The sequence below is a fragment of the Pseudoclavibacter soli DSM 23366 genome, from assembly GCF_000423505.1.
GTDB lineage: Bacteria > Actinomycetota > Actinomycetes > Actinomycetales > Microbacteriaceae > Pseudoclavibacter_A > Pseudoclavibacter_A soli.
The window spans coordinates 587,367-606,032 of the sequence record NZ_KE384027.1 but is presented as its reverse complement, the minus strand read 5'-3'; the positions used below and the strand labels follow the sequence as shown (position 1 = coordinate 606,032).

Sequence of the window (18,666 nt, the reverse complement as noted above, 5' to 3'; positions counted from 1 at the left end):
GAAAGCTGTACGGCGACAACCGACAAGAGGCCCGGAGAGGCTACTAACGGTCAGCGCTATAGCGCAATGCGGGCACCACTGCCTGCACCGCAGCTTCGATATGAGCAGCGACTCGCTCATGCAGGTCTCGAGTGCCACCGATCGGGTCGGTGATATCCAGCCAATCGGCTGAATCCCCACGTTGCTGTGCAGCACGTCGCACTGACGAGCGCAGGTCTCCCGCCAATGCACGCCATCCTTCCGGGCCGCTCGGCACCTCAGTAATCCCCGCTGCCACGCCACGTTGGATGGCCAAGACGATCGTCGCATACTCACGCAGCGTAAATGCCTGGCCAATCGCAGCCGGATGCAGCGCCACCACGCGCTCTCGGTGCCGTTCCGTCAGCGCCAACACGAGATCGCTACCAGCGATGATCTCCTCAGTGATTCGGCGCGCTCGGTGTCTGCTGGGGTCGAGTCCACGAAGGCTAGCCAGCTCCGCAACCGTCTCGTCGACAGGTGACCCCGCAGGCGCACCTGTCCCTGCGCTTGACACTTCGATCTGCTTCGGATCGACGAGACTCGCTATGAGTAGCTCAGCCAGTGGCGAGCGACAAATATTGCCAGTACAGACGGTGAGCACTCGAAATCGCCGTGCGTGTTCATCCTGCAGCTCAGAAGCATCGTCTCGAGAAAGGGAGTGCCCGGGTGTCAGAAACCTTCTTGGCCCAGTCGGTTGCTGCTGTTTCGCTCGCTCCTGCGCACGCAAAGAGCGTCGAGTCGGCATGCTCAGTTCTCATCCTTGGAGAATGCTAGAAGATCATCAAAGCTCAAGTCTTTGTCTGCGTGCTCTGCACGCGGTGGCCGGGCGGAAGACTTCACCGGAGCCTGCGCTGCGGTGGCATCGGGGGTGACTCGTAACCGCCCATCGGCAGTCACATCTGCGCGCAGAGGGGCCACCCGTTCTACGGTCACGGGCTTTGCCGGAGCGTTGGAGGTGTACCCGCTGGAGTAATAGCCATACCCTTCAGAGTCGATACCCTTGGTCGGCACACGGTTGAGTACCACGCCATAGATGTTGGCCTTGACTCGGTGCAGATGCTCAAGCGTCGTGCCGAGCTGGTCACTGGTGGTCTTGCCTGCGACTACCGCGACAATCACGCCATCGACTTTGGTGCTCAGCACGGCAGCGTCGGTTACTGGCAACGTGGGCGGAGCATCGATCAAGATAATTGCATACCCCGAGAGCTCACGCAGCAGGTCAGTCATCGCATCAGAGCCGAGAAGCTCACTCGGGTTCGGCGGCAAATGCCCTGCCGGCAGCAAGTACAGCTCCGTGCCTAAACGCCAGCGCTGCAGCACTGCTCCCAACTCGGCTCGCCCGGCGAGTACATCGGTCACACCGGCACCTGATGACAGGCCGAAGGTCTTGGCCACCGTGGGGCGACGCAGGTCACCATCGATCAGTACGACTGTCTCTCCTGCATCAGCGAGTGCGACAGCCAAGTTTGCAGCCACCGTTGATTTGCCTTCGCCGGGCAACGATGAAGTCACCATGAGTGCCCGAACTGGATGATCCACGTCGACATATTGGATGTTCGTGCGCAGTTCGCGCAGTGCCTCGCGGAACGCCGTGGTTGCGTCGCCCTTCGTGCGACTGTGTTGTGTCTCTTCTGCGAGCAGCCGGGACTTGTGCTTCGTGAACCAGTTCGTCTCGGGCAGCTTGCCCATAATCGCCACATCGAATTGTTCGGTGATGGCTTCGGCGCTGCGCAGGCGGCGGTCGAAGACGGTGAGGGCAATTGCCGCACCTGCACCGAGTACGAGCCCGGCCAACCCGCCAATGGCGACGTTCAGCATGAGTTTCGGAGAGCTCGCTGAGGTCGGCGCAGTCGCCTCGTCATACGTGACCAGAGTCGACACGGGGGTTTCGCTGCCCTCAGTGCCAGTCTGCTTCCATGCAGATTCAACTTCGTTAATCTGCTCGGTCAGTTCATCAATCCATGCATTGGCCAAATCCGCTGATGCCTGGGCGGTGCGCGCAGTCGCAGTGACTTGAATGGTCACAGTGTTGGTAGGTGCAGTCACCGAGACTTGCCCCAGCAGCGCTGCCGGTGTCGTGGTCAATCCGAGCCGAGAGATGACTTTTTCCGCTACGGACTTACTCTGCCCCAGTTCCACATACGATTTGGCCCGCGACTTGGCATAAGTATCTGCCGAGACGGAGCCTGAAGCTGTTTCTTGCGAGGCGGGAACCGAAATGAACCCGCTTGCCGTCGCTTGATATTTCTTGGGCATGAAGAGCGTCACCGCTGTCGCCAATACCACGCCAGCGATCAGCGCCCCGACGATCAGCATCCAGTATCGTCGGGCGATCTTCCAGTACTCCTGTACCGTCACGCGGCAACCCCCTCTATGGTCTCAGGCAGTTTAGCCGACTTTTTCTGCACAACTGACTTAGGCATTACTCACACTCGTCAGTGGTTGAGGCCTTCGCGCCGACTGGCTGCACCATCGGCGTAGTCAGCAGGTTGAGGGTCGAGAGGTCGTTGGCTGCGGTGGGCGCCGTGAAAGTCACCCGAACCGTTGTCGTAGTGCCGAACGCCATCTGTGTACCGATTCGCACCGCCGGCCGCCCCAAGGTCGCACCTTCCTGTCGAACTCCTTGGTCAAGCCCACCGCTGATCACTTCCATGCCAGCGAAGGTGCTGCCTTGCGGCCCAAAGACGTAGATGTCCGTGCCGAAGCGTTGGGCCGCTTTTGGCCCGTCTGGCAGCACATACGCCGGCAACTGCTGCGCTTCCTCCGGTGTGATGGTTGAGGTCAGCGAGATGTCGACGCTATACGTTGTCGTTCCACTACTCTGGCAGACTTTCTTGACTAGGTCATTGTCGTTACGCACGTGGTAATCGATCTTCGAGCCGGTAGTGTCCCAGAGATAGACGCCGACCGAGGTCGTGTCGTCAGCCCCTGTACCGTCTTCCGGAATAACCCCTTGCAGGTCACTGTTGTCAGAGAGTGCATTTTGCACGTTCTCGTCAGCGCTCCAGAACAGCAGGCGGCGTTCGTCGACTGACTGCCCGAGTGCTTCAACGAGCTTTTGCGCATCCACCGGCTGGTCCGTCAACGCGTCGAACACCGACGCAGCCGCTGCCGCAAAGTACGCATCTTGAGCGGCGGGCAGCGAATACTTCGCGTACACGTCGCTGAGCACCGCCTGCACAACATTGTCTGAGGTCAGCACATCGCCGTTCTGCAATGTGACCGGCCCAGTCGCGCGAAGCAGATAGCTGAGCCCAACCGGATCAAACGTCATCACACCATCGATCTGCTGCGTCCCTCCAGCGTCCTTCCACCAGGCCTGAGCTAACGTGGCAACTTGCGGTAGGTCGGGCAAGCCGGTCATGTCCATTTCATAGCGAGCCACGTTCGAGATGAACACGCTGTACGTATCTTCGTTTATGTCTGCGATAGGCGTGGCACGCCCATTCGAGAAATCACCACTCGACTTTTGGTCGCTGATCTCAAGTCGTCCGTTGTCCACGGTCAGCAGCATCAGAGAAGCAGGGTTTCCACCAAGCGCTCGCACCTCTGCATTGTTCTGGAAGAGCAACAGGTAGTTCTTCGGCCCGTCACTGCCAAGCAAGGTCGGAAGATACTGTCCAAGATCTGCTGCTCGCTGCACTCCTGGCTGCAGCGAATCCACCTGATCGCGCAACTGGGTCACCCCGTCGGCAACCTGTGAAACCAACCCATCCGTGTTCACCGCGTCAAGCGCCTGCTTGGCGTCCTCCAGTCGGGCATCCAGCGGATCCAGCTGCCCGATCAACGATGTCAGAGAATCGAGATCTAAGGCCCCGTCGTGAACGAGCTCATCCGGGTTGAGCGCGAACGCGGCCTCGGCCAGAGGCTGCGCATCAGTCAGCACTCCAGCCGTCTGATCAGCGACAGTTCGCACTGCAGTGAGGTTGCTCCCTGCCCAAGGAGTCACCTGCCCGGCAGACCACAACCATCCAGAGACATCGTCAGAGGCTGCACTGGCTTCGTTTCGCGCGCTGACGTACTGGGCTTTTGCGCCATCGCGGTCACCCGCCTTGTAAAGATCCGAGACCCTGCTCAAGTTGGATTTCGCAGCCTGCAAGTGGTCTCGGGCGCTGAGTGCACTGGTCGCGATGACCGCCCCTGCGATACCGAGAAGGAGCCCCAGCAGCACGATAGCCCCAACGACCCACGGCCAGCGGCGACGTCGTTTCTCGCCTCGATGTCGTTGCGTTGCTCGAGATTTCTCTTGGTGCTTGGGCATGCGCTTCAGCTTACCGCGCCGATAGGCTTTACCCCGCGTAGCATGAATGGATGCGCCAATCGCACGCTCGTAGTCCCACGCCCAGCCACAGGGCTTGGGTCAGCGTTGCTCTAGCCGCTTATGTGGTGACGCTTGGCTTCATCGCGTTCTGGCCCACACCTGTTGACCGAGATCTCGATGGAACACTATTTCACGTTCTCGCGTGGCTTCACGCCCACGGAGCACCAGGCTTTCTCAACTACTCCTTCGTGGAACGCACGGCGAACGTACTGCTATTCATTCCAGCTGGCCTGCTGATCGCGCTGCTTCTGCCCCGCCGTCTCGCTTGGGTCGCCGTACTGTGCTGCGTAGCCGTGTCAGTCACTATTGAGCTCGGTCAGGGGCTGCTACTGCCCGAGCGTTTCGCCTCCATATTTGATGTGGCGATGAATAGTTTCGGGGGGTTCATTGGCGTTCTTCTTGCGACCGCTTCGAAGCGGCCCCAAGATGTAAATGCTGGATGAAGCGCCTCTGTTCCCACTGCTCCCGCGAACACTCGCCAACGTGAATCGCTGTGTGCCTAAAGAGAAAAACGGTGCCACCTGACACTGTCCTATCAACCAACTGCAACCGCAGCATAAGGAAAACAGCCAACCAAACCTTCAGCAGACCGAGTGAACTTACAGACTTCACCCGCCTCGATATACCACGCGGGAGTCGGCAATGTTTGGTTTCGACTTCGCACGAAGGAATAAAGGCCCGAAGCACAATAAGAACGGATTGTACTCTAAAAGAAGGAGCCGAGGCTCAAACAGCCCCATGATCGCCATAAGCAACAGGCCTATGACCAGCCCCCAATCTTTGCGCCGACAGCCATTTACTGCCAGCATAGTTAGACAAGAAAAAATTGCAGTTGAGACAACTGGCCCAAAGAGCAACAAGGCACTCAAATATGATGAGTCCACGACGTTAACGGTGTCAGGTAGACTTGGCACACCACTGTTCCACGTAATTGCATTGTATTCAACTTCTTGTCCCCACAACGCAATACCCCAGTCTGATATCGCCGCTTGGCCCAAGGCGAGCCTATCGCTGAGTAGGACATTCAACGAATTATACGAGTTGCTCCCCGGATCATACATGACTGCCAACCAGTAAGATCCGATAAGAAAAACGAGAAATAAAGCAGGCGTGATCCACAACAACCGAAGTACTCTTGAATCACGCATCACGAATCTCGAAACTATAAACATAAACAACGCGCCAACTGCGCCCAAGACAGCTAGAAAACGAGTATCCGTGTAGTAGAATAAAATGGCCTCGATGAAAAATGCGGAAAGCAAATAACTCAGTTTCAGATATTCGAACTGAAGATACCCATATAGAGCGATCAACGCGAACGCGAAAGCTGGAACATATGTAGCATACTTGAATCCTAACCCCAACCTGACTCGTTCTCCCCAAGTGAAGATATAGTTCGGAATTATTCCAGCCAAAGAGGTCAGTACAACTACCGCAACAGCGATACACAAAGTCCAAAAAGCGATACGAAGAATTGACCGCAAATTACAGTTGCGCGATACGACAATTATAAGGGCGCTTTCAGCCAAGTAAAAGTATCCGGTTGTCATCGTTATGACGACGGTCAACAGCAAGATGACGAATATCGTGAGCACCTTTGAAGCTTGCGAAAAATTGAAAATCAGCTCGAATAAAATGAGAATTACTAAGGCGAGGAATTCAACTCCCACGAACACCAGCTCGAGCTGAGGCGTTTCAACTACAAACATAGAGTAACGAAGCACCTTCGCGAGCAGCCAAAGGCTCAACCCGCCAAGAAACCAGGATTCTCTACGCTTCGCGCTTCTGGGTGTCGAGAGCCCCATTGTCATATTCATATTGAGCAAGATCAACGATGTAGATCGATGCACGATTTATCGCCGAATGGAATATCGTCATACATCATGGATGCGGTCTTAGGCCAGTGCAACTTCCTTATCAATGAGTAACGTTTCAAAAAACGAATCACGAGTTCAGATCCCCACATTTTCATTTTCCAGACTCTGTTGTATGGAACTATGCTCTTTGATTCAGCCAGAGCAGCGACACCATGAACTGCATCTGCGTAATGATGATCAGCATCCGGATTCCACCTACCAACGTAACGAGTGAAAATCGGATCCTGCTCTCGACTTAACAGGCACTTCTCGATTGATGCAGAGTTGATCTCGTCGATATTATGAATTGCGTAGTAATCACTAACGCCAGGCATGCGCTCAGATTCGGGGATCGGGACAGATTCATGAAAGAATACTGGAAGTCCTGCCATGTCAGCCTCGAATGCTGACGTACTTTGCCAAGTGCAAAATACATCCGAACTGTTGATCCAAGGGGCTATTGGTCCGTCTGATATGATCCGAGCATATTCGCCAAGACTAAAGTCGATAGTCGACCCAGGATGCGGACGATAGATTATCTCGAATTCATCGAAAAAAGAACTCGGCAACGACTTAATCTGATCAATCGTACGACGCAAGGAAAGCTTCCAGCGCTCAAAATAACGTTCACAATCAGCTACGGAAACATCTGATAGTACGGTAAGATCGTTCCCAATCTTTTCCAAACTGATCGCGTCGATTCTCCGAGATTCTGCATAGAGAATCCATTTCTTCGAGGTATCTAGATGATACCTTTCAGCAAAGGAGGCGCGGGTACTGAACCGTTCACAATCGGAAGCTGTGGGCTCAAGACGTAGATTCCCGACGACCCGAATTCGACTTTCGTCTACTCCGGCCGAAATGAGCAAGTCCCTAAAATACTCCGTCCAGCTGAAGTGCCATGGGTACTCACAAGCAATTTGATCTCTAGGCAGTAGAACATTTTTAGTGAGTTGAGGGGTAATCTGCTCATGATGAAGATTTATCATCTTCAACTCTGGGTTTAGCTCGTAAAATGGAGAAAAGCGCCAAAACTGATCGGCCCTATAGCACCACGGCACAAGTAGGACATCAATACCATGTTTTTTGGCTGATGCATAAGCGTCAGACCATTCGAATGCGATCGAATAGATAGAGACAGTATCTCCACGTTTCTGCAACTCGGACCTTAGCCGTCTCAGAGCCGCTAGCTCTCGAACTTTATGTTCGAAAAATGCGATAACTTCCATTACGCTCCATTGTTCCTTCTTTTTGAAATACGGGATGCAGAGAACCACGCCAATCCAGCCCTACCGTAAAGGAGAGCACCTACTCCTGCACCTATGAAAACTAGTACCGTGCGCAACCAGTGGTTATGAGCTCCCCAGTAGTTAGAGCCGCAGAGCAGAATCACCAGCCAATACACGATGCGTGTGCGATGCACATTCTTGACGCTAACATAGTACCTCTGGCCAAAATAGTAGCTTCCCCAAAGCATGACGACAGAAGATCCACCAAGTGCAATTGCCGCTCCCAAACTTCCCCAGATAGGGATAAACAGAAGACATAAGAAAAGATTGATGAGTGCAGCAATGGCGACAACAACTAGGCGCAGATAACTCTTGTTCCTCAAGTAGATCCCATACCCCACCGTCTCTACGAGAAGTAGCTGAATTGGGACGAGCATGATTAGCATGAAGTATGACTGCGAGCTTTCATACTCTTGGCCTACCAGCAAGTAGATCAGATCTTGGAAACAAAGGAACATCAAAACCAGGAACAGGGTGATGCCCGTGATAAGATCTTGCATCCGCTTGATCAAGTCTTGTTCCGCTGCGTAATGCTTGTAGACGAACGGCGACCAGTAAATTGAAAACGCAGCAGGAATCACAGAAAATGCGTTAGCAATTGTGAATGCTAGTGCGAATACTCCCGCTCCTTGAAAATCTCCCAGACCGGCCATTATTAACTTAGCGATCGATGTATTCAGCCAGACCAGCAAAGCCGCTGGCATAGTTGGCAACGCAAACCGGAGAAAGGCGTTCAGCGAGGAACTCGGGACGCGTTTGAAAGACCAAGTAACGTATTTACGCGCAAATCCAGTCGAGAACAAAAGCGCGAATGATACAGTCCAGAGGGTCATCATGGTAATCGAGCTCATGTACCCGGTAGAGAGTAACAAACCTACAACGAACAGCACCTTTGTGGACAATGTCAGCGCGATTTGCTGTACATTATATCCTTTTGCGTTGAATTCCTGACGCGTCACTATACTGAGCAATCGAAACATGACCAGCGCAGCTGCGAAGAGACCGAGTTCTAGAATCCCTAGCCTATTGTACTCACCGAAGAGAAAAACAGAAATCTCAGTAGGCCAAAACACCGCAGCCAAGACAGTAATAGACAGAATGATACATTCAGCCACTCCGAGGGAAATACTGACAGCGCGCCTGTTGGTGAGCCCTGGTAGAGGAGCTTGATAGAACCGCAATACTGCATTGTCAAGCCCCAAGAGACTGAACATCATTATGCTGTTTCCGACGGTATAGAATACGTTTATGATCCCGTACTGCTCCGCGGGGTACGATCGTGAGATAAACGGTATCAGAACCACCGACAGAACCGCAGACATCACAGTAGGTATACTGTACTTTGAGGCCTCTCGTAACACTTTTCCTATTGATACCACAGGATCTACCCTAATTCCAAAGCTACCATTAGATTGTCCGGCTCACATATTTTTCATATATCCCGATCAGTCTTTCGTATTGTGAAGGCCAGTACGCGATGACTATAAAACGAATCTTATTTCCAATTGAGACTCGGCGATCTCTAAGGAGAGACGAGATATTGTCTCGTATTTCCTGAAGAAAATGACAAGCAGGTTGACGCCACCTAGAAACCTTCACATTGCTGGCCTTCCCCATGAGCCTGACAATCCTAGAGTAGTGAAGGCTCCTAAAGAATACTGCCGCAGCGCTAGTTGAGGGAACATATCGATAGGCATACTCTTCGAACGCCTTGAGCGCCGTTATGTAGTCACGCACTTGAGATGGGCGGACTTCTCTTTTATGCACTATCGAATCCTGTCTCATCACGTAACCATAGATCGGTTCGTTGATCAGTACGTGCGGAGATCCCGATGCGACCAACTTACCGATCGTCGAAATCTCTTCGTAGATGTGACCTACAGGAAACCATTTGTCATCATAGCATGCACGCGGCACCAGTCTAGCCCAAGCACTCGGAAGAACCTCTTCATACATGAACATCTCGTATAGTTGGCGCTCATTGAGCACGGTGTACGTGACATCGTTGTCCCAATCGATTTGCCCCCTCTTTGCCCATTCATAACTGATCGTCTTTGCACGTCCGTATACAAGCGCAACGTCGTCGATTTTCCCGCCCCGAATGAGCGACTCGATATAGATGGGGCTGACTAGATCGTCACCGTCTACGAACGTAATGTAGTCTCCTGTGGCCTGGGAAATTCCGAAATTTCTCGCGGCTGAGAGACCTCCGTTTTTATTGTGGAATACTCGGATCCTTGAATCATAACTTGCCATAGAATCAAGTATTTGGCTGGTTTCATCGGTTGAACCGTCGTCTACGCAGATAATCTCAAGTGACGAATAAGTTTGCTCGCCAATCGCCTTGACACAGTACTGCACAGAATCCGCGATATTATAGAACGGAATTATGACTGAGACGACCATCTCGTTGCCCGGCATGCTTACTCCAATTCCTGTCTGTCCCTTTATTTCTTTCAGCTCTTACTCAGGGGGCCTCCCCCGCTCCCATGTTGCGGCGATCGACCTTCCTTCGAATAACGTTCACAACTTTCGCCACGGTATGCTGTTTCTCAAGGGTGACGTACGGGCATTCGACAATTGCTAGGTCATCCCTGGCTTCCAGCCATATATTGAACAATCGTTCGCTTAAAAAGCCTGGCATTCGCGTCTCATAGGCAGACCAGTGTGATGTATCAATTCGAGATTCTATCTCCTCGAGGATTGCGAATAACCATTCGCAATATGCATCGAAGTTCTGCTTAGACATTACGAACATATTGAATAGATATAGCCAAGTTCGGTTCATAACCCTTTCGCTTGCTTCAACTTGTCCTGGGTAGTCCCTACGAATGATATCCAGCGCGAGATCCATCGGCGCGCTGTGATGAGCATGAACATAGTGATTGTATACGGTTTCGATATAGTATCTTCGCCTTTTGGGCACTAGTACCGTATCGGGAGCTAGGCGCCTAGCCAAGTCTTTTTTTTGCGCGATTTTTCGTTCGCCATGACCGCGAAAGTACCTGCGATAGTGCGCGAGCCCGATGTATGGCACCGCATAATTCTTCCAAGCCCAGTAGAGCGCTGTCAGCTCACAATAGCTTGGATTCTTCGCACTGATGTTTATCCCATTATTGTCCGCGACAGTATTCGGCACTGGCGCCCGACCCGGTACAGCGGCCCCCACTTGAATGGGAAGATAGAGGTCATCGCGCGGCATCCAATAGGGTTTATGAGTCGCAACGAGAACTCTCATTTCTTGCTTCTGCATGAACATTCCCGTCGAGTCTCCATCTCCACCACTATCAATTCGATACATTCGTTCATTCTGCACCATTCTTCTATTTCCAAAGACACCGTCATGGGGTTGGTTCCATACGAGCATCGATCCATATATGAGGGTCATGCTTGTGGGGCAATCGCTTTGATTTCGAAGGTCATCACTTTGAGGTGTGACTAGTGATGCGCATTTGCACATCCCTACCAGATGAGGCATATTCTTGCTATAAGGAACGAAAAGCGCCTACTGACACCTATCGAAGAGTCACGAACTAGGTGCTGCATCTGATAACTCCACAGTCCGACTTCCGCCGTGGTTGGCGTTACCTGTTTCCCTTCAACGGCACGACCTCTGCAACTGTATACAGCTATCGTCTGCTGCCCCCTACTCACCCCTCTCACTCATGAGTCGCATATGGCTCGATATAGCCTTGTGATTCACCTTGAATTCGAGGTCTATGCGACGGAACTCTAAAGGATTACTCGATATCGTCTACATTTAGCGGATCCCCAGCAAAACGCGCACAGCGTATTCGCCTGCCAACAACTGAATCCCATTCAGCAATCTCGATCCCATCATCGGCTCTGAGCGGGATAAGTGCCTCCGGCGCGATCACTTCCCCTGCGTGAAGGTCCCGTGCCAGGAATATTCGTCGGCGCGCATTCGCGATAGCCGAGCGCTGAGAATCAATATCTGGGGCGTCCGACCCCGCGAGTTCGCGTTGCTCCTTCAGCGCTTGGGTAAAATGGAGGAGCCCTTTTTCATCGAAGGCATGATAATGGTCGTTTCCGGGTGCTGTCCGGTCATCTGTAAAATGTTTCTCCAGAACACGAGCACCCAAGGCGCTTGCCAGCAGCAGTGCGGGGACGCTGCCGTCTGCTTCAGGTGCAACATGATCAGAGTATCCGATAGTCGCGGTATCACCATATCGAGCAGTCAGAGAGCTTATAACTCGGAGATTCGCATCTTCAGACGGAGTAGGGTATTTCAGCACGCAGTGCAGGAGACAAATCTCTGCTGCTCCGCTTGTCTTTAGCACATCGACAGAGCGGTCTATTTCATCGAAAGTCGATGCACCCACGGACATGATAACGGGGCTCCCCGTTGCTGCGACCTCTCTGAGAAGTGGAATATTAGTGAGGTCGGCTGAGGCGATTTTTATTGCCGGCATGAGTGGAGCCAAGAAGCTGACTGAGGTCAAGTCGAATGGCGTTGAGAGGAAGTCGATTCCATTATCGGCACAGTGCTGGGCCAGAGCTAGATATTCTTTTTCGCCAAAAGAGTCATACTTACTGAACAACTCGAACTGTGACGGTGTCGACTCTTTGCTCGTGTCCCAATAGGCCGGGCTGGTCGTCTTACTTGCCAAAGTTGCGGCCTTGTAGGTCTGGAACTTGGCGGCATGACCGCCCGCACGTGCAACACCGTCAATCATTCGTTTGGCGCGATCGAGCGAACCCTCATGGTTCACGCCAATCTCAGCGATGATGTAGGGGTCACAATAGGTTCGTTGCATCATTTGGGTTGACACAGGTGCTCACTTTCATCTGGTGTCGATCATCACAGATTCGGAAATACATTTAGGCCGACTCTGTCTAAGATAGTTTCAACTGTACGACGGTTACTTCGCCGACTTCCTGAAAGACGCGCAAGATTCGCCAGTTGCAGGCGAACATCGCCATTTAGCATCAAGCGAATGCCTTCGCGAATCTCATCATCACGCAAGGCAGATCCAAGCCCCAGCATGTACACGCCGTTTTCTTCACAGGCATGCGTATGAGTCATCTCTCGCTCATTCTGAGCAATGCAAACCGAAGGTATCCCGAGAGAAGCAAGTTCGATAATTGTTCGCCCTGCAGAGGTCAGCGCTATATCGGCGCGCTGCATGACGCTAGGCATATATCTCACGTCGTTGAGGATTTCTAACGAATACGGCAGATCTTGAGGCGCCTCAAGGGGGGAAGCACCGAGTCCTCGTACGACAGTCACCGCACCAGCGAACCGCAGCTGTGCTAGCGCTTCTAACGAGCGTTTGGCGAGATCTGATGGATCAGTGCCACCAAACAGGACGAGGATGTGTCCTACTTTGTCCGCAGGTGCATGATCTGCGGACACCGTCTCAAAGTGTGGCGACAGTAGCGAGTATTCAATTCCACGAAGTTGCCGTGACTCGGGCACTTCATGGTTGTCGATGAACTCCGCAACCAACAAGTCAACATGCTGAGCTCCTTCGCCGGTGTCTTCAAAGCTGACCACCTTAGTAGCGGGTGCACTCGCCCGAATGCGCTCAATGAACGCAGAAGTCGTGTCAAGGATATCTAAAACAGTCAGATCTGGTGCGAAATCGCTCAGTACGTCAAAGAACTCTTCGTCATCAGCGACCTCATGGACGTTATACGGAAAACGTGAGAAAAACTCTGCACCCAGCTCATGATCTGCCCTAGTGACCACTAGGATTTCGTGGCGTGCGAGCTCAGTGGCCAAGGCTAATGCACGATACACATGCCCCATGCCAAGGCTCGGACCAGCATCAACTCGAATGACGATACGCCGCCGCGTTAAGAAGTGAGCCGCCACATAAAGGTCCCCGAAATGGTCGATGTCGATCGCTTCTTGCGCGGAGACTGGCACTAGGGCCACAGGAGGCACGACTCGTGTACCTGAGCTAAGGGCATCTCCGAGACGACTCGCTATCGCGCCTCCAGTTTCTCGGAATTCCAAGGGAAGGTACTGGCGATTAACGCGGGCTTTGTACAGTGCCTTCGCGTGGCCATCCTCGTCTTGAGTCCAACTTAGATGGCGGTCATCAGTCACAGTCATCGCAGTATGCGCTTGACCTGTGCCGACGATTGATATCGCTTTGAGCAACGTCTCTTGCGTTAGTAGAGGTGAGGTCGGCTGAACCGTGACAATCACATCAGCATCGGTTGCGCCCATACTTATCAATATTGGAAGGTTTCGAAGAATCTTTTCGTCGAGAGTCTCCTCGGATGGAGTTGACTGGGTTTCAAAAATCACAGACGCACCTGTTGCTCGGCTCACATCTTCTATTTGCCGATCGTCGGTAATGACAATCACATGGCGAGAGTCCACGACTTGCAGCGCCGTCGTGATCACATAGGAGATGAGCGGTTGACCTGCCACGAGTCGAACATTCTTTCTTGGCACACTTACTGACCCGCCTCGAGCAGGAATGAGGACCCAAGCAGGGGCGATAGTATCAGCGCGAGGATCCGGTTTTGGTTGTACCGCGCTCGCATCCATTTCACCGTCGTGATTCACTTTGCCCCTTCAGCTTTCGAAACTGCTCTGAACGTGCGAAAGAGAATCTGCAAGTCGCCCACAAACGACCAGTTCTCTACATAGTACAGATCAAGCCTGATCGCTTCTTCCCAAGTTAGGTTCGACCTACCACTCACCTGCCAGAGACCAGTAACCCCAGGGCGCACATTCAGTCGACGGGCAGCGCTTTTGTCATACAACGCGACCTCCGCATCGACCTGTGGTCTCGGCCCGACCAAGCTCATGTCACCCTTCAATACGTTGATGAGTTGCGGCAGCTCGTCGATGGAGGTCTTTCGAATGAAGTGACCGAACCGAGTGATTCGTGGGTCGTCATCGATCTTGAATAATGGCTTTCCTGTCTTACCTTGCTTGTCAAGCAGGGTATGGAGCTCAGCGTCTGCGTTGACCCGCATAGAACGGAATTTCCACATTTTAAAATGCTCACCGCCGCGGCCGACCCGACGATGTTTGAAGAACACAGGCCCACCGTCTTGAGCCTTCACGACTACGGCGACCAGCGCGAACAGCGGTGACAAAATGATCAACCCCAAGCTGGAGGCTACGAGATCGAAAGCACGCTTGATTAGTTGGGTGCGGCCGTCAAATCGAGGGGTCTCGACGTGCATGAGCGACATGCTGGCCATCGGGCGCACGTGAATGCGCGGCCCCGCGACATCGACCAGACTCGGCGCGAGCACTAAATGCCGCTGTGTGGGCTCAAGGCTCCAGCTGATGCGGCGCACCTTGGCCGGCGTCAGATGCCTCGACGACGTAAGGATGATCGTGTCGGCATCAGTCTGGTCAGCAGCTTGCATGTAGTCATCAAGCGTGCCAAGAACCGGAACATCGGTACCCGGCAAGACCTTCTCCTCAAGGTGATCTGCGACGCAACAGCCAGCTACTTTCAAACCAGAGTCAGGGCTCGCAGCAACTTCTTTGGCGATGGCTGCAGCCGTATTTAGACCTCCAACGATGATGGCTCTTGTGACGTATCGACCTGCTGCGCGCTGGCGATTCAACCATTTGCGCCACAGCCACCGCCCGATCAGCAACAGCACGAGGCCCAGAGGGAACGCGATCAGAAAGTACCCACGAGAGATCTGCAGTTTTGCCAGGTAGCTGAACACTGCGAGTCCGCCGAATAACAGGAATGTTGCGCCTCCGACGTTGCGATACTCCTCAGTTCCTGAGCCGAGGTAGCGTGCGTCGTAGGTGTGATAGGCAGCCAACACCAACAGCCACAAGGCAACGAGAATCGCGGTGATAGGCAAGTAGCTCAGCTGCAGATGTTCGAGCCAAATCGTTGGCCCCACGTCAGGGTCGTCGACGCCGAAACGCACAAGGTGCGCAAACGACATAGTCAACATAATGACTAGTGCATCGGTCATGAGCAGGCGGATTATGTACGGACGGAGCAGATCCGTGCGTCGCGCACTACGTGAACCGTTGGACGACTGTGAAACGGCCATTGCTGCACCCATCAGCGCTGTCGCCTCAAAGCATTCCCCCTTCGATGGCTTCAGAGGTGATTCCCTGAGCAGCTATACGCTCAAAACGGCTGTTCTCAGCGACAGAGGTTAACTATAGCCCAGTCATCGCGTATGAAAAAGATGTCTACCATAGTCGCTTTGGTGCGATGCGTCTGAGCCATGAGATGAAACCACCCCAAAAATCATTCCTACTTGGGATCGAATGCACCACCGCACTAATACCTCTCACGTCACGCTGATGAGTCAGGCCTCCGGCACGGTGGCGCCAGCGAGCACGAGCTGTGCACGCTCGTGTTCGCCGCCGTGCAATTCAAGCCGCAGAGCATCTATGAGAATCGCTGCCTGCCCATGGCGTAACGTCTGACGACTTCCATCGCGATCGTCGACGACTGCGGAGCCACTCAGTACGTATACGGCATCCCCCGCCTCAAACGGCAGCGCGATGTGCTCTCCTGCTCTTGCCGTCGCGTGAGCCAGCCGTAACCCAGCACCCGCAGCATGGAAGACAGTGGTCGCACCCTTGTGATACTCAAAGAGGTGGCGAGGAGCGCTGGGCACCGTCTTCATGAGGCGCATGGCTTCAAGCCTGTCGACATGCTTGCCCGTGAGCCCAGCGCGCACAACATTGTCACTGGGCCCCATCAGCTCAATACCGGCACCGCGGATATAGAAGTGGGGCGTGCCGGGTTCGAGGTAGATCGCCTGCCCTCGGCGCAGTAGTTCATGCCTCAGGAGCAGACTCAGCGCAATGCCGACATCGCCTGGAAAACACTCGTCGAGACGACGGATCAGCGTGTCTCGCTCGATACCGAACGTCGAAGCTCCACGGCGGCTGCGCTGCACGATCGCCTCGGTCACCTCCGCAGCACGGCTCGCGCCGTCGTCGAGCAGCCAGTGCACGGCACGATCAACCGTGCGCTGATCAATCAGGGTGTCCGCGAACTCCTGCCAAATCGCCCGCAGCATACGCGTTGCCGATCCGTCTCGTTCGGCGCTGCGCCCAGCACGCCGCAGGTCGATCAAGATGTCGTCGATCTCGCGGATTCCCGCACAGAGTTCGAACTGATCCGAAAGCGCCAGCAGCATTTCCGGCTTCGGGTGAGGATCACGATAGTTTCGGGTGGCGTCACCCACCGGGATGCCCATTGCGTTCTCACGTGCGTATCCGTCACGAGCCTGGGCGTCATCGGGATGCACTTGCAAGCTCAGCGGGCGTTCTACGGTGAGCAGCTTGAGCAGGTACCCGAGTTCAGCAGGCTGCTCACAGGCCTTGAGCGCCTCAGGCAGGGTGATTCCCTCGAAAGGTTCGCTCACGACGATGGATGGCCACGACGGGTGTGTACCCAGCCACAACTCGGCTTCGGGCGCGGCTGGATCGGTATTCGCCCATCCTGCCGAAGTATGCCGACTCGTGTGATACGCGATGGAGGGCTGCCCCCGAAGATTTTGGATTGCCCTCGGCCCGCCCCACGCGTAATCGCGGGGTTCGTTGTCGATGATCACTGACATGGGCGAACCGCCCGTTTCGTCGTCAGCATCACCAGAGACGACGGAAATGAGCGTCTGACCACACGCTGACCGGAGAAATCTTCACGAAATCTCCCGGCTTCGAGGCGTGAATGACCATTCCGCCTCCGAGATAAATACCCACGTGGCCACCAGAGTTCATCCAGACGAGATCGCCGGGCTGAGCTTCTCCATATGATATTGCTCGCCCTGAGTTCATCTGCGACTGTGACACTCGCGGCAAAGATATGCCGTTCTTGGCATAGACATAGTTGGTGAAGCCAGAGCAGTCGAAACCTGCCGGAGTCGTTCCACCCCAGACATAAGGCACGCCCAAGTACAGTCGAGCGGTAGCCACCACCGCGGCGCCCCTACTTGACGACGAGCTCGAAGACGAGCTGCCCGCAGATGAGCTCCCTGAAGATGCCGACGAACCGCTTGTCGATGACGAAGATGATGAGCTCGACCCGGGCGTACTCGGCGTGGTCGCAGCCGGTGTCGTCGTGCCGCTAGATGACGAGCTGCTCGTACTCGGCGTTGTGGCCACCGGCGTCACCGCACCCCTGGCCTCATCAGCCTGGGTGCCTCCAGCCACCGGCGCGATGGAAGCGGCTGTCTGCGCACGCTGCGCCGAGACTTGAGCCGCCGCCGCTTCGGCATCCCTGCCCTGCAGCTCGGCGAGCTGAGCACTCAACTGCACCACCTGATCCGACTGACCGCTGTACAGGCTGTAAGCCGTCGACTGCGCCTGCGCAGCGGTATCGGCTTTGGTCTGTGCCTGGTCAGAGAGATCTTGGAGGGCATTCTTCTGCTGCTCGAGAGTGTCACTCAGTGATTGCAGGGTGTTGGCATCAGCAACAGCGCTGTCGAGTGTGTCAGTGAACTGTCCGCCCAGTCGATCAAGCGCAGCCATCTTCTTCAACGCAGCATCTGGGTCTTCGACGCTGGCGATCGCCGCCGCCTCAGTTCCGGTGCCAATGCCGCCGGAACGATACAGTTGCACAGAGATAGAGCCAGCCTGTCGCTTCGACTGCTCCGCTTTGCTCTTGGCCTGTTCGATTTGTTCCTGCAGCTCGACGAAACTCACCACAGTGTCGCCCAGAGTCTGTTGTGCGACAGCCGCGGCCTGCGCTGCGCTCTGATAGCTGGATGCAGCGCTTTGGTACTCAGCGTCATACGCGTCGAGAACCTGCTGAATGCGCTGCTGCATGGCTGTGCGCTGCGCCTGATCGCTTTCGGCAGCTCGCACTTCGTCCCACGTGGGTGCGGAGACATCGACGTCGGCCACTGCCGGCAGCCCCATTGCGAACACTGACGCCAACGCGAAGGCACCGCCCACCAGACCGGTCAGCACTCGTGAGGCCACGTCCACACTCCTTTGTCATGAGGAAGCTCTCAGGCTCAGCTTGAACATGAGAGGTGCACCTAGTCTACTCAGCCCTCCACACGAAGCATAACGGAGGCGTGTCGCAAAATGATTTGCTTCCTTGGGGAACCTCGAGCGGTTCAACACTGCATACGACCGCGCTGAGACACCCCACCGACACATGCTGAGCGCTAGACGTGATAGAGTATTTGACTTCTGCAGCTGTGGTCTGGCCACGCTGCAGAACCGGCGGTGGAGAGGTCCTCCCCC

The 18,666-nt window shown here is 54.4% G+C and carries 14 protein-coding genes; 1 reads left to right on the top strand and 13 read right to left on the bottom strand.

What is annotated here, in order from left to right; genetic code table 11:
* Positions 1-43 precede the first annotated feature (43 nt).
* The 3 genes from G557_RS13855 to G557_RS0110350 all read right to left on the bottom strand — a co-directional run bounded on the left by G557_RS13855 (position 44) and on the right by G557_RS0110350 (position 4,099).
* Positions 44-766: an arsenate reductase/protein-tyrosine-phosphatase family protein gene (locus tag G557_RS13855; RefSeq protein ID WP_084627141.1), complete on the bottom strand. Its 723-nt coding sequence runs from the start codon at positions 764-766 to the stop codon at positions 44-46.
* A gap of 2 nt (positions 767-768) precedes the next feature.
* Positions 769-2,379: a tyrosine-protein kinase domain-containing protein gene (locus tag G557_RS13090; protein WP_156877158.1), complete on the bottom strand. Its 1,611-nt coding sequence runs from the start codon at positions 2,377-2,379 to the stop codon at positions 769-771.
* Positions 2,380-2,443: 64 nt separating this feature from the next.
* Positions 2,444-4,099, bottom strand: a complete 1,656-nt coding sequence (locus G557_RS0110350) for a DUF4012 domain-containing protein (RefSeq protein ID WP_169337777.1) — start codon at positions 4,097-4,099, stop codon at positions 2,444-2,446.
* A gap of 233 nt (positions 4,100-4,332) precedes the next feature.
* Here G557_RS0110350 and G557_RS0110345 point away from each other — a divergent pair, with 233 nt between their 5' ends.
* Complete coding sequence (locus tag G557_RS0110345) at positions 4,333-4,785, top strand: VanZ family protein (protein WP_028245967.1); 453 nt, start codon at positions 4,333-4,335, stop codon at positions 4,783-4,785.
* A 165-nt stretch (positions 4,786-4,950) separates the two neighbouring features.
* On the opposite strand, the gene G557_RS0110340 is transcribed toward G557_RS0110345, so the two are convergent.
* The 10 genes from G557_RS0110340 to G557_RS13560 all read right to left on the bottom strand — a co-directional run bounded on the left by G557_RS0110340 (position 4,951) and on the right by G557_RS13560 (position 18,396).
* A complete protein-coding gene (locus tag G557_RS0110340; RefSeq protein WP_169337776.1) occupies positions 4,951-6,051 on the bottom strand; it encodes a hypothetical protein in 1,101 nt (366 codons plus the stop codon).
* Positions 6,052-6,170: 119 nt separating this feature from the next.
* Positions 6,171-7,427 (bottom strand): hypothetical protein, encoded by a 1,257-nt coding sequence (locus G557_RS14050; RefSeq protein ID WP_156877157.1) that lies wholly within the window; start codon positions 7,425-7,427, stop codon positions 6,171-6,173.
* Complete coding sequence (locus tag G557_RS0110335; RefSeq protein ID WP_169337775.1) at positions 7,427-8,704, bottom strand: polysaccharide biosynthesis C-terminal domain-containing protein; 1,278 nt, start codon at positions 8,702-8,704, stop codon at positions 7,427-7,429. The genes G557_RS14050 and G557_RS0110335 overlap by 1 nt, the downstream gene beginning before the upstream one ends.
* A 190-nt stretch (positions 8,705-8,894) precedes the next feature.
* Positions 8,895-9,908, bottom strand: coding sequence for a glycosyltransferase family 2 protein (locus tag G557_RS0110330; protein ID WP_028245964.1), 1,014 nt, complete (start codon positions 9,906-9,908; stop codon positions 8,895-8,897).
* Positions 9,909-9,954: 46 nt separating this feature from the next.
* Positions 9,955-10,788 (bottom strand): DUF4422 domain-containing protein, encoded by an 834-nt coding sequence (locus G557_RS0110325; protein ID WP_169337774.1) that lies wholly within the window; start codon positions 10,786-10,788, stop codon positions 9,955-9,957.
* A gap of 439 nt (positions 10,789-11,227) precedes the next feature.
* Positions 11,228-12,280 carry an N-acetylneuraminate synthase family protein gene (locus tag G557_RS13085; protein WP_211220548.1) on the bottom strand — a complete coding sequence of 351 codons (1,053 nt, stop codon included), beginning with the start codon at positions 12,278-12,280 and terminating at the stop codon, positions 11,228-11,230.
* Between the two features lie 29 nt (positions 12,281-12,309).
* On the bottom strand, positions 12,310-14,013 hold the full coding sequence (locus tag G557_RS0110315; protein ID WP_084627140.1) for a cytidylyltransferase domain-containing protein: 1,704 nt from the start codon (positions 14,011-14,013) through the stop codon (positions 12,310-12,312).
* 14 nt (positions 14,014-14,027) lie between these two features.
* Complete coding sequence (locus G557_RS0110310; RefSeq protein WP_028245961.1) at positions 14,028-15,503, bottom strand: sugar transferase; 1,476 nt, start codon at positions 15,501-15,503, stop codon at positions 14,028-14,030.
* 264 nt (positions 15,504-15,767) lie between these two features.
* Positions 15,768-17,033: a mannose-6-phosphate isomerase, class I gene (gene manA, locus G557_RS13080; protein ID WP_084627139.1), complete on the bottom strand. Its 1,266-nt coding sequence runs from the start codon at positions 17,031-17,033 to the stop codon at positions 15,768-15,770.
* A 28-nt stretch (positions 17,034-17,061) separates the two neighbouring features.
* Positions 17,062-18,396 carry a C40 family peptidase gene (locus G557_RS13560; RefSeq protein WP_156877154.1) on the bottom strand — a complete coding sequence of 445 codons (1,335 nt, stop codon included), beginning with the start codon at positions 18,394-18,396 and terminating at the stop codon, positions 17,062-17,064.
* Positions 18,397-18,666 lie beyond the last annotated feature (270 nt).